Raw genomic sequence first — 14,281 nt, 5'->3', positions numbered from 1 at the left:
TTCCTATCAACCTCACAGAGGCGCTTCACCTCTCGTTGCCGACCCGCAGTCCTGCGTCCCGAACGTAATCAGCGATCGAAAAAACCAACAAAATCAATGAAGATCGATCCTGATTGACCACCGTTATCGCTGTTCGTTCACGGGGTTTCGGTGGTCAATCGGTGGTTGGCGCCTCATCCCACGGTTACCAACGAAGTGCTGGTGTTGGGAGAACGCTTCGGCACTTGCCTGTCTGTCGGGGGGAGTCGGGGACCGCTGCATCGCGAGAGCCATTATCTAAGAAGCCCTCTTTTCTTGCCAGCGGGTTACCGCAACTCCGGACATCAGGCCATTTCCACAGCTGAGCGTCGCTCACCGCCAGCGGCCACGCCGTTTTCAGCGGTCACAGCGTCTTCAGCTCGATGCTCCTCTCAACTATGCCATGCTGCCGACACTGCGCTTTGAAGCGTTGGGTCGTTAGGCACCACCGTCGTGCTCGAACTCGTCGGGTCAAACCCAGGGTTATTGGTAGCGTAAGTCGCCATCGACTGAACGAGCTGAGATATCTGGCTGTCGATTTTCAAGCCGCCAGCAGTGATATCCTGAAGCTGGCTTGAACCGCCGGAGAACCATCCCTTCAGGGAAACACTCGTGTTCGTACCAAGCAAATCGACGTTGAGGTCGTTGCCTGATTGAACGAACCAGAGATTTTGGTCGCTGATCCCGCCATCGAAATTGAGCTCGTTCGGCGAACCTGCAGAGGTGTTCGCGTAGATCGTCGCTTGCCCGGTAGCAGTTGATATCTCGTACCTGTTGCCAGCCGCGCCACCCGTAATGGTCTCACTGCCAGCCCCGAGCTCGAAAACATTCGAGCCAAAGTTGCTCCCCGAGATCGTCGATCCAGAAGAACCGTTCCAGGTGAAGGTCAGGGGTTTGTTGAGGTCGATCGAGCTGCCGTCACTAAAGTTCAATTTCGTGATCCCGCTGGAAACCACTCCGCCGCTGGAATTCAGATCGTTGTGGATTGTAATGACGTCGCTGCTGTCGCCTGCGAACATGATCCTCAGATCACCCGAGCCATCGCTATCCTGCAAGAAGACGTTCTGGCTCGAAATGCTGCTGTCGAAGTCGATGACGCCCGTTCCACTGTTCAGGTAGACATCCAACGATCCGTCACCCTCGCTATAGTTCACTGTGTTTTGGCCGGTACCCCCGCTACTCGAATTGCCGAACGTTACCGCATCCCCGCCGCCTGAGGGATTGAAGACATTGGAGCCAAAATTGCTTCCAGCCAGCGCATCGCCTCTTCCTCCGCTCCAGGTGTAGGTCAGCGGACTGCTCAGGTTGAGCGAGCTGCCGTCGCTGAAGTTCAATTTCGTGACCCCGCTGGAGATCGCGCCGGCGCTATAGTTGAGATCACCGTGGACCGTGATGACGTCGCTGCTGTCGCCTGCGAACATAATCCTCAGATCACCCGAGCGGTCGTTATCCTGGAGCAAGACGCTCTGGATCGAAATGTTGCTGCCGAGGTCGATGACCCCCGTTCCACCATTCAGGTAGACATCCAGCGATCCGTCACCCTCGCTATAGTTCACTGTGTTTTGGCCGGTACCCCCGCTACTCGAGTTGCCGAACGTTACCGCATCCCCGCCGCCCGAGGGATTGAAGACATTGGAGCCGTACTTGCTTCCAGTCAGCGCGTCGCCTCTTCCTCCACCCCAGGTGTAGGTCAGCGGGCTGCCCAAATTGATCGAGGTGCCGTCGCTAAAGCTCAGTCGGGTGACCCCGCTGGAGATTGCGCCGCCGCTGTAGCTGAGATCGCCATGGATCGTGATGACGTCGCTACTGTCGCCTGCGAACATAATTCTCAAGTCACCAGATCCATCGTTATCCTGGAACAAGACGTTCTGGCTCGAGATGCTGCTGTCGAAGTCGATGACGCCCGTTCCACTGTTCAGGTAGACATCCAACGATCCGTCACCCTCGCTATAGTTCACTGTGTTTTGGCCGGTACCCCCGCTACTCGAATTGCCGAACGTTACCGCATCCCCGCCGCCTGAGGGATTGAAGACATTGGAGCCAAAATTGCTTCCAGCCAGCGCATCGCCTCTTCCTCCGCTCCAGGTGTAGGTCAGCGGACTGCTCAGGTTGAGCGAGCTGCCGTCGCTGAAGTTCAATTTCGTGATCCCGCTGGAGATCGCGCCGGCGCTATAGTTGAGATCACCGTGGACCGTGATGACGTCGCTGCTGTCGCCTGCGAACATAATCCTCAGATCACCCGAGCGGTCGTTATCCTGGAGCAAGACGCTCTGGCTCGAAATGTTGCTGCCGAGGTCGATGACCCCCGTTCCACCATTCAGGTAGACATCCAGCGATCCGTCACCCTCGCTATAGTTCACTGTGTTTTGGCCGGTACCCCCGCTACTCGAGTTGCCGAACGTTACCGCATCCCCGCCACCCGAGGGATTGAAGACATTGGAGCCGTACTTGCTTCCAGTCAGCGCGTCGCCTCTTCCTCCACTCCAGGTGTAGGTCAGCGGGCTGCCCAAATTGATCGAGGTGCCGTCGCTAAAGCTCAGTCGGGTGACCCCGCTGGAGATTGCGCCGCCGCTGTAGCTGAGATCGCCATGGATCGTGATGACGTCGCTACTGTCGCCTGCGAACATAATTCTCAAGTCACCAGATCCATCGTTATCCTGGAACAAGACGTTCTGGCTCGAGATGCTGCTGTCGAAGTCGACGACGCCATTTCCGCCGTTCAGGTAGACATCCAGCGTTCCATCGCCCTGCAGATAGTTGATCGCATTCTGGCCGGTGCCGCCTTTACTCGAATTACCGAACGTTACCGCATCCCCTCCGCCTGAGGGATTGAACACGTTGGAACCAAAGTCACTTCCGCCTAACGCGTCATTTCTTCCTCCATTCCAAGTGTAGGTCAGCGGATTGCTAAGATTGATCGAGCTACCGTCACTGAAGTAGAGCTCGCTGATGCCGCTGGTGATCGCTCCGCCGCTGTAGCTCAGGTCGTTGTGGATCGTGATCATGTCGCTGCCGTGGCCGGCAAACAAGATCCTCAGGTCACCCGTGCCGTCGTTATCCTGATAAGACAATTCGTCGGCCGAGATGCCGCTACCGAAGTCGATAACGTTCTCTTCTGCGCTCGGGTAGACATCGAGCGCCCCGTCGCCCACGTTATAGGTTACTGTGGTTTGGCTTGGGCTGACACTCGCAGTGATCGCGGCCCGATCCCAAATCGTTCCATCCGCAAACTGGATATAGCTGAGCCCCTGGATCTGGCTGCCGTCTCCCCAGAATTGGTCGTTGGCCGTAAACGTGTCGCCCGTCGAAACCACCGTCAGCGTCATTGCGTTGCCGCTGCGTGAGAGCTGAACGTCGTTCGGGTCAATATCGGTCAGAATCAGCGTGTCGTTGCGGTTGTAGCCGGATGACGGGTTGTTGAGCGTGTCATGCCCATCTCCCTTCGCGAAAATAATCCTATCCGACCCGTTGCCGGTGACGCTGAGACTGTCGTCGCCGGCACCGGGATCGACGGTCGCTCCGTCCTGCGGCATCGTGATCGAGTCATTACCAGACGTACCAAATATCTCGAGGTTCGAGCCGATAGTCGCGCTATCCCACGTCGTACCATCTGCGAACGTAATCGTCGCAAGCGACGTCGTCGTCGTATTGATATTCAAGTCGCGCTGCAGCGTGATGCTATCACCGGTATCACGCAACTTAACCGTCAGATCACCGGCAAGATTGGCTAGAAGTTCAACATCCGATGGGGCTATCCCTGCCGCCAGACTGACCGTTCCACCGCCAGCAAGCGCGACGGTCGCTTGGCCATCTCCTTTTTCGAAGGCAAAGACATCACTGGCCGTGGTCGCAGTGACAGTATCTCCGCCGGGCCCTAAATCGAACACGTTCGAGCCGAAGCGGCTACCTACGAGATTGGTCTGACCGGCGGTCCCGATCGAAGTGAACGTCAACGGCTGGTTCAGGTCGATGGTGGACCCATCGGCGAATTCAACCGCGCTGACGACGCTATAGGTCTGGTTGGCGATATTCTGCTTCAGATCGCCCAAGAGCGTGATGCTGTCTCCGGTATCCCGCAGCCTGATCGTGAGGTCGCCGTCGGCATCGGCTTGCAACATCACGTCAGTCGACATGATGCCAGCAGCCATCCTGAGCGTACCGCCCCCGTCAAGCGTGACGGTCGCCTGGCCGTCGCCCTTGTCGAAATCGAACTCGTCATTTGCCGAGCCGGCCGTGATGGTGTCGCCACCAACTCCCAGATCGAACACGTTCGATCCGAAATTGCTCCCGACCAAGGTCGTATCGGTCGCTGTCCCATACCAATTGTAGGTCAGCGGTTGATTGAGATTGATCGACGAACCATCTGCGAAGGTAATCGAGCTAGCGACGCTATAGGTCTGATTAGCGATATTGTGGAACAGATCACCCAGCAACGTTATGCTGTCGCCGGTGCCACGCAGTCCGACAATCAGATCGCCGTTCGCATTTGTCTGGAACTCTACATCCGATCGCACCACGTCCGGCGCCATTTGCACCGTACCGCCGCCCGCGAGCTTCACCGAAGCCTGTCCGTCTCCCTTGTCGAACTCGAAAACGTCACTTGCCGAGGCTGCCGTCACGGCGTCGCCGCCAGGCCCGAGATCAAAAACATTCGAGCCGAAATTGCTCCCGACCAAGGTCGTATCAGTTGCCGTCCCATACCAATTGTAGGTCAGCGGCTGATTGAGATCGATCGACGTGCCGTCTGCAAAGCTGATCGTGCCGACCGCGCTGTTGGTCGCGTTCGAGATCGTGTGCCACAGATCCTGCCGCAGGGTGATGCTGTCACCCGTGTCGAGCAGTCGCACGGTAAGATCGCCCGCCACGTCGGTCTGCAGGACGACATCCGACCGAATGATGTCCGCCGCCATCCTGACGGTTCCACCGCCGGCGAGCGTTACCGTCGCCTGGCCATCTCCCTTATCGAAGTCGAATTCATCAGTCGATGATCCGGCCTGCACAGCATCACCGCCCGGCCCGAGATTAAAGATGTTCGAGCCAAAGGTGCTGCCGGTCAGAACGGTGTTGGCCTGCGTGCCGTTCCAAGAGAACGTCAGCGGCTGGTTGAGGTCGATCGACGATCCATCGGCGAAGTTGATCGAACTCACAGCACTGTTCGTCGCGTTCGAGATCGTGTGCCACAAATCGCCCTGTAGCGTTAGACTGTCGCCAGTATCGTGCAGCTTGACCGTAAGGTCACCATTCGCGTTCGCTTGCAGAATAATATCGGACCGCGCGATGTCGGATGCCATTTCGACAGTTCCGCCACCGGCGAGCGTCACCGAGGCTTGCCCGTCTGCCTTTTCAAACTCGAATACATCATTGGCCGACCCCGCCGTGACCGTGTCGCCGCCGGGCCCGAGATCGAAAATATTCGTGCCGAAAGTGGTTCCGACCAGAGTCGTGTTGGTCGCGGTGCCCGTGTACGAGAAGGTCAGGGGCTTGGTCAAATCCAACGCTGTTCCGTCAGCGAAGTCGATCTCACCAACACGGCTGAATGTCGCATTCCCGATGTTTTTACCAAGATCCTGTACCAGAGTGATGCTGTCGCTGCTGTCAGCAAACTTGACGATCAGGTCATCATTGGAATCGGATTGCAGGATCACGTCGGATGGTGCGATACCGGCGGTCAGCTTCAACCGGCCACCTCCATCCAGGTTCACCGTCGCCTGGCCGTCATCTCTTCCGAAGACGAAGAGATCGTTGGGCGTAGCGGCGTTGACGACGTCGCCCCCGGGACCAAACTCGAAGACGTTCGGTCCATAGCTTGTTCCGGTCAAAATCGTGTTCGCCGGCGTGCCGGCCCAGGTGAACGACAAATCTTGAGGCAGGGTCCATATCGTTCCATTGCCAAACGATATCGAACTCAGATGAGAAAATGTTCTGCTCGCAATATCCTTGCCGAGGTCGCCTGCAAAGGTGATGGTCGCTCCGGTATCGAGCCGCTTGACGATAAGGTCACCGGAAGCATCGGCCTGCAGAATCACGTTTGAAGACTCTACACCCGACATGACAAGGCGGGTCCCATCTCCGGTGTCGGTCACCTCGTCGTTGCTACTACTGGATGAATAAACATAGAGATTGCTCGATCCACCGGTGACGGTCTTGTTGCCAGCGCCCAAAAAGACGACGCTCTTCGTCGCGCTAAGAGAAATAGACCCGGTCGCGCCATCCTCGTCGATCACGTTGAGGCCGAACGCAGTTGCGGCTATCTTCTGGACGTCCTTGCGTTGGCCGAGATAACCGAGGTCTGCGATGACGCTATTCGCCAACGCCAACGTGTCACTTCCAAAAAGGTCCTTTCTCAGCCCACGTACGACACCAAATGTCAGGTCGTAGTAATTGTCGGCGGCCGCCGGACCAGACGGAGCGTGATCAACAATCGATGAAACAAGCTCGTCAAGATCGAGACCGATCGCGTTCGTTGACGGGTCATAATCGATGTCAGAGAGCGCCAAGAACGGGTTTGACTGGAGTGACGCGATGTCCGTTCCATTCGCGAAAAGGCTGTCGATGACCTGGCTCGCGAACCGGACTTCCAGTTGGTCGACCAACGACTGGTAGATGCTTTCCCATTGCGGACCTGTGTGTCCATTCGGATTAAGCGCGTAGGCCGGCTGCGATGCCGGGTCAATGCCGTAATATGCGTAGACGAATGCCAGATGTCGGGCATCGACGTATGGCCCGCGGCTGGCTGGATCGATGTTCGACGCGCCTGCCCACTCGTACAGCAGTGACTGGAACCCGGCATCGAACTGCGAGCCGCTCATTTGCCCCGCATAGAGAACGAAGTTCTTGACGTCGGAAAGCAGCGTCGAATTCTCGGACATCGCGACTTGCAGGCTTGGAAGTGTTCCGTAGCCTGCAAGTTCCGGCAGATTGAGCGCATCGCGTGCGTAAACAAATCCCGCGGGCGGCGAATAGATCGTGTTGCTCGTATTCGTCGAAAACTCGACCTCCGAAATGGTGTGCGCCACCCCATTGATCGTGATCGTCGCCTGCTCGACCACCTGGTTGCCGTTGACCGTTAGATTGGTCGGAGTCGTCGACAGCGAGATTGACGTGATCCCCAGGTCGCTGAGTGACTTCAATTCACCAGAATCAAGCTGCCCGTTGAGATTCTGGTCTACCCAGACCTTCAGCTGCGAGAACGCGGCATCGTTGGCGTCAATCACTCCATCATGATTGCTGTCCAAGGCTGCGAGATCCTCGAAGCCGTCTCCCGACTGTGCGCCTAACAGTTCATCAGGCGTGACTGTGCTGCCTCCCTTGCCATTGTCGAGGATCAAAATACCCTCATTGGCGGCGATCCAGCCTGTCTGGGTGGCGAAGCCCGAGCCTGTAAAGTCGTAGTGGGCCTGCGAACTCGCCAAGGACGTTAGTTGGAAGTCTCCGCTGCCGAAGTTGATCACCAGCGGATCCCGAGGATTGGGCGGCGGATCATCCGGGAAGTCGACGTGAATCTTGTACGTATACCAATGGTCCGGACGTACGTAGTGTTTGGTGCCATCTGGCCGATATTCGACGGACATATCTCCGTCGGATGCTAGAGCATTGGCGGCAACTTGCCCCTGCAACCTCGATAGATCGATGACCAAGTCGGCCCGAGTGATGCTACCCGCCTCAAGTTGCGAGACCCACGTGTTCAGCTCAGCATCGTCGGGCTGCCTACCAAACGTATTCTGATACATCGAATTGACGAAGTATGTATCGCCGAAGTCGAGGCCCGACATCGGCACCCCAGAACCGAGCCCGCCCGTGAAAGCTGAACTGAAGATTGGCGTAGACTCCCCGGAGCCTCCTGCCGACGTCGTACCGAACCCAACCGAAGCGAGCAAATCGTTGGCCAGCTGCCTGGTATCGAGCCCGGATGGGGTCATATACTTCAACCAAGTCTGTCCTTCCTCCGCCGTCATCATCCGCCCGAGCGCAACCCAATAGATCCGCTGTATTTCGGTCAGATCGGCGGCCTCCTGTGATTGCGCGATCTTGTAAGTGGTCTCGGAGCCGTTCTGGGTAAGGCTCACGGTGTCGATACCGTTGCTGTCGACCAGGTGATCGGCAACAACCATATAAGCGCCGACGCTGTTCTGTTCGGTCCAAGAGTAGCTGCCCGAACCGTCGGCGCTCACAAGCGTGGTTTCCAGGGTATCCGACGCCGGCTTTTGTGCATTGTTGCGCGCTATCGCGACGTCTCGTTGATCCGCCGACGTCGTCGTGATCGTCTGCCCCGTCAAGTTACCGGAGAGATCGTAGTAGCTGTCGGTCAGCGTATTGACGCCGTTCGCTGCGGTTTGCGATGTCTTGATCTCATCCGTTACTCCATCGCCATGGAGATCGTATGTTGTCGTGACCGTCCGGCCGTCTGCACTCGTTGTGGTGACGGTCGAGCCGACAACTTTCATCAGCTCCCAGTTTAATACCGAGTTCAGAGATTCTTGCGTAGTTCGAACGGTCGTCGATCCGTCGCTATTGTTCGTCTTTACGCTTGTCGTCTGCTCGTTGAGAATATCACCTTCGTAGATAGACGTTGTTACGCTCAAACCGTCTGCCGACGTCGTCGTAACATGGCGCTCTGTCACCAACGTCGACGGATCGGTGTCGACGATCTGGAACGTGTTCACGAGCGTTACCGTGCGGCTGCCGTCCGCATTCAAAACGGTTGTGTTCGTTTCGGTCTCGTCGGTTGCACCGTCACCGTTGGTGTCGAGCGTGATCGTATTAGAGAGGCCCGTCGCCGAGCTCGTTCTGGTGATCTCGCTGATCAGAGTACCCGAGCCATTTGTATTGGTCGTCACTCTGACCGTAGCGCCATTTGCGCTCGGTGTTATGTTGGTGACGGCGGTGTTGATTACGCCGTCCTCGTTGGTCATATCGGTGATCGTCCTGGTCCGGCCGTCCAGGCTGACATTGATGGTCTTAAGCTCACCCGTGCTGCCATCCGCATTGAGGTTCGTGATCGTTTCCGTCGTGCTTCCATCGAGGTTCGTGACCGTCACGTCGGTATGGTCGAAGACGTCGTTGCCAAGCGTCGACCATTCCTTGGTAACCGTCAGGCCGGTGCGATTCACGCTTGTCACGGCGACATCGTGCGCAGCCCCGACCGTCTCCGTATCCGTCGTGACCTGACTGCCGTCGGCATTGATCACGGTCTGCACAACAGCCGAATGGTCGAGCGAGGCTTGACCATTGGTTCCCGTCGTCGTGATAGTCTTCGAGAGGCCGTTAGCCGACGTCACCGTGACGACGGATGCGGTCTCGGCGTATCCGCCGGTGATAGCATGCAAGGCATTGCTGCTGTCCGAGAACGCCTCGGTGGTGCTTCCATTCGCGGCGATGGTCTTGACATCGCTCTCGGTCTCATCGACGGACCCATCACCATTGTCGTCGAAGGCCGTGACAACGGAGAGACCGTTGGCCGATGTCGTCGTCAAGGTCAGCGCGGCTAACGCCCCCAGCACATCATAGTCGCTCAGGGTATCAACGACCGATCCGTCCGATTGTGTCGCTTTGGTTTCGACGGAGCTTGCTGGCGTCGTGCCGTAGGTATTCTTTCGGGTCGTGGTCGTCTTGCGATCGGCGCTGGTCGAGGTCACCGTCGTGCTTTGCGTCGCACCGTCGCCGCTCTTGACAGTTGCGGTCCGGGTTTCGCCTCCGTCTGCCGCATAGCTGGTCACCGAGCTGTCAGTTTCCTGCAAGACTCCGTCGATAGTGGTTGTCGAGACGGTCGACGTTCCATCCGCCGAGATCGTCGTCACGACAGCACTTACCGTCGTCGTCCCCACAACATTGGTGACCGTCTCGGTCCGGCTCCCATCGGCATTGAGGACCGTCACATCCGTGCGGGTCTCATCAAAGACCCCATCGCCGTTGACATCGGTCTGGGTCGTCTGCGACAGGCCGTTGGCCGAGGTGGTCGTAACGGTCGATCCAACCAGGCTCCCGTCCTGATTATGGATCGCCGTCGTCCTGACAACATCGCCGTCGGCCTGGGTCGCCACGGAGACGATCCGATCGACGGCGCCATCGCCCGTCGTGTCGGCCTGCACCGTGATGTTCAGACCGTTGGCCGACGTCGTCGTCACGGTCTGGTTGCGGAGGGTGCCGTTGGCGTTGGTGTTGGTGACGGTTTCGATGCGGCTGCCATCGGTCCCGATCACGATGCTGTCGGTCCGCGTGACGTCGGTCACGCCGTCGCCATTCTCGTCGACCAGGGTTGTCGACGAGAGACCGGTCGCTGAGGTGATGGTCGCGGTCGAGCTGATCTTGGCTCCCGTCGAATCGAAGACGGACACGGTTTCGGTCCGGCTGCCGTCCAGATTGAGAACCGTGACGTCCGTCGTCGTGCCGTCGATTTTGCCGTCGACGTTCCTGGTCACCGAGCTGGACAGGTCGGTCGCACTGACGGTGGTCACGGTCTGGCTGATCTGGCTGCCGTCGTTGGCTGACCGGGTGACGGTCTCGGTGCGGCTGCCATCCGCGTTCAGGACGGTGTTGTCCGTCGTTGCCGTATCGACCTTCCCGTCAATATTGCTGGTGACGGTCTTTGACAGGCCGTCGGCGCTGGTGGTCGATATCGTTTGGCCGACAAGACTGCCGTCGACCGCGTAGCTCGAGACGGTATCGATCACCGAGCCGTTGCTCTGCTTGACGATGGTCTCGACCTGGTCGACATGCCCATCGCCGTTGAAATCACTGCTGATGGTCTTGCTGTTGCGGTCGGCGCTCGTGACCGTCACCACCTGGCTCTCGAGCGTGCCGTTGGCGCTGGAAACCGACACCGTCTCCGTCTTGATGCCGGTCGTCGCGTCGACCGCCGTCGCATCGGTCGTCGTAAGGTTATCTCCTCCCACATCGCTCTGGGTCGTGACAACAAGGCCATCAGCCGAGGTGGTCTTGACCGTCGTATCGACGACCGTGCCGTTGCCCGCGGCGTCGGTCACGGTGACCGTCGTGCCTTCCCCGGCGACCGCAGCCGTCGCGGTGGTCGTCGTCCAATCAATGGCTCCGCTGCCGTCGATATCCGACTGCACCGTCTTGGTCAGGCCATCCGCACTCGTCGTGGTGATGGTCTGGCTGATCAGGGCGCCGTTGGCCGCATAGGACGACGCGGTGTCGACGACGGAACCGGCTGAGCCAACCACGACCGTTTCGATCTTGTTGAAGACAGCGTTTCCTGAGCCATCGACCGCGCCCGTGGTGTCGGCTTCCGTCGTGCGCGAAATTCCATCGGTGCCGATGATCGTAGCGCTCTGGTCAAGCAGGGAGCCGTTGGCGTTTCGATCAGTGACTGTTTCCGTGCGAACGCCAGTCGTGGCATCCACGGCGGTCACATCGGTCGTGGTGCGGTCGAAGACCGGAGCCGAGCTTGTGCCGGCCCCCGTCGAATCGGATTGGACCACCTTGACCAGGCTGTCATTGCTCTCGAAGCGAACGACCTCGTTGATCAGCCCGCCGTTCGCGGCGGTCTCGACGATAGTCGTCGTTGCACCGGTCGTTCCTGCGACAAGGCTCGAGCTCGTTCCCTGAACGATGTTCGATGTCGTCGTCAGGTCGACCACGCCGTCGCCGTTGGGGTCGCTCGTGACCGTCTTGGACTGACCGTCGGCGGAAGCGACCGTAACGGTCTGATCTCGTTCGGACCCGTCGGCATTCTTGTCGGTGACCGTGGTGGTACGCGCACCCGTCGTTGCGTCGACGACGGTCGCCGTGACCGTGGTCAGATCGAAAACGCCGTCGCCATTGAGGTCCTGCTGCACGGTGCTGGTCAGGCCGGCAGCGCTCGGCGTGGTGATGACCTGATCCTTGATCGAGCCGTCCGGATTGAGGTCCTGGACCAGGACCGTGGTGAGGCCATTGCTGGTCGTATCGACCTCATGCTGGGACGTCACGTAGATGCCGCCGGCGACAGCCCCATTCGAATCCCGGTCGATCGTCACGGTCTTGACGCCCGTGGTCGGGTCGATCGAGGTCGCGGTGACGGTCCGGTCGATCAAGACCCCCGCGAGCGTCGCATCGGTAAGCGTCTCCGTCGTCACGCCTCCGCTGGTGACGGTATTGTCGGTCTGGACAACGTCGATCTGGCCGTCCCCGTTCAGATCATACTTGATGGTCTTGGTCGTGCCATCGGCGCTCGTCGTGGAAATCGTCTCGTTTGCGAGGCTTCCATTGCTGTTGAACGCCTTGTTGTCGACAGTCACGGCTCCGGTCGTGGCGTCGGTCGACGTGGTCGTACGAACGGCATAACCGTGCGAGTCGTAGGCAAAGGTCACTGTTGCCGCAGTTCCGGTCGTCCCCGACGTCGTCGTATAGGTCGTTTCACCGTCGATCGAGGAGCCGTCCGAGAGCGACTGATGGACATTGTTGGCCGACAGGTCGATCGACGTGATGCCGGCCTGCGCCAGGGTCTCTACCGTCTGGGTCCCGTCGGCATTGGTCACCATCAGCTTGAAGTCGGCAAAGTCCGCGTCGCCGGCGTCCAGCTTGCCATCGTGATTGGTATCGAACACGTCGAGCAGGGCCTGCATGTCGGTCGCGGCGGTCGGGTCCCAATCCTTGAACGCGATCTGATTGGCCTGCGTGATCGCATTGGTGTTGTTGGGATCGAAGAAGAGCATCGCGTTGCCGGCTCCCGCCCAGGCCGTGCGGTTCTTGAAGCCGTCGCCGGTCGAATCGACGAAGACATTCGACGAGGTCAGCTTGGTAACGTTGATGCCGTTGCCCGCGAGGTCGAGAACGACCGGCCCGTCGCCACTGGTATCGCCTCCGCCGCCGCTATTATCCGCATTGTTGGTATTGTCGTTTGGATTGCCCGTGTTGTTGGGATCAGGATTGTTGGAGCCAGTATTCCCCGGGTCGGTATTCGTGGGCTTACCACTCGGATCAACTGTCACAGGGTTCTGTGGATATGTAGTCTGGCCGGACGTCGTATCGTTGGTCGGTCCAGTCGTGTCCGGCCATGCATTGCCGATCGTTTGATTCGTTGATCCGATACCATCGATCGTCTGCTGAAGCGCATCGTTGAACTGCGACTGAGCGGATTGGCTGGAGGAAAGCGAAGAAAATTGCTGCGATTCGTTCAAATACGGCACCGGCGCTTGAAAACCCATCGAGCCGTCAGTGTAATCCGTCAGGTTCGCAGCATCGCCGGGGGAGAGTGCGCCGTAATATCCGGCATCGGAACGATCAATGCCGGACGATTCACCGACGTCACCCCCGCTTCCGGGGAGTTGTGACATAACATCCGGCAAATTGCTCGTGGGCGGTGCATCGCCAAAGGCCTGACCGATACCGGTAACAGGCTGAATGGAATTAATAGTCGTATTGATCGATTGCTGGGCACTATAATTTAGCAATCCATTCAAAGTATTGGACAGCCAATCGATGGCACCATTCATCCCATCATTTATAGCCTGGTACGTTTCAGCTTCCTGCTGTGCTTCTGCAGCGTCCTGTTGCGAGACGAACTTTTGTGCTGCATCAAGCTGGTTCGACAATGTGCTGACGAGGGATGCAATCCCAGTCCCCCCATTGTCAGCCGGCGGAGGTTCCGAAACCGGAATTCCATTGAGGATGAAACTTGAGGTGGGATCAGTAGGATTCTGAGCTGCGCCCTCGATAGCCTGCAATGCGCCGGCCGCAGCATCTATGCCTTTCGCGGTAAGGTCGCCAGCCCAACCTCCCGCCAATAACCCGGCGAGGCCACCTCCAATTGTTCCTGCTGCGGTACCAACGATAGTTCCTGGTAGGCCGCCGAAGCTCCCGAGTTCAGCACCCAGCTCGGCTCCGGCCCAAGCCCCCCAATCGCAGGACCTAACAGTTCACCATCCTTAACCAGGCCGTCGTGGACGACGTTGCCCGTATCGTTCGGTGGCAAGACCGGCTGAAGATCCTTGCCTATCTCGTCGCCAATAGTCCCACCTATTTTGCCCGCGACCCATTCGCCGAAGCTACCCATTGATCAACCTCCAAATGAATCCTGACAAAGGCCCGAACGCCCCAGTCGCAAACCCTATTGGCGAGAGCGGCGACCTTTGGTTTCAATTAAGAATTGCCCCAGCGTACAGTCTGGAGGGAGACTCATTCGTCTAAGCTTCCGTTTCGAAAACACGTAAGCGAAAGCGACCGTCAAACAACACACCGCGATACTTCTCCAAGCGTTCTCGAACAGCAAAAATTGAACGAACCCAGCGGTAATTCCGCATACGATCGCTATCGCGCTAGC

At 58.3% G+C, this 14,281-nt stretch carries 2 protein-coding genes; both read right to left on the bottom strand.

The annotated features are described in order from the left end of the window. Nucleotides 1-410: 410 nt before the first annotated feature. Complete coding sequence (locus CWS35_RS16020) at nucleotides 411-13,553, bottom strand: calcium-binding protein (protein WP_157817162.1); 13,143 nt, start codon at nucleotides 13,551-13,553, stop codon at nucleotides 411-413. Between the two features lie 149 nt (nucleotides 13,554-13,702). Next, nucleotides 13,703-14,014, bottom strand: coding sequence for a hypothetical protein (locus CWS35_RS16015; RefSeq protein WP_100952476.1), 312 nt, complete (start codon nucleotides 14,012-14,014; stop codon nucleotides 13,703-13,705). Between the last annotated feature and the right edge of the window lie 267 nt (nucleotides 14,015-14,281).

Source organism: Bradyrhizobium sp. SK17 (genome assembly GCF_002831585.1).
In the GTDB taxonomy this organism is placed as follows: Bacteria; Pseudomonadota; Alphaproteobacteria; order Rhizobiales; family Xanthobacteraceae; genus Bradyrhizobium.
The sequence above is the reverse complement of the archived record's forward strand: the minus strand, read 5'-3'. Positions and strand labels throughout refer to the sequence as shown.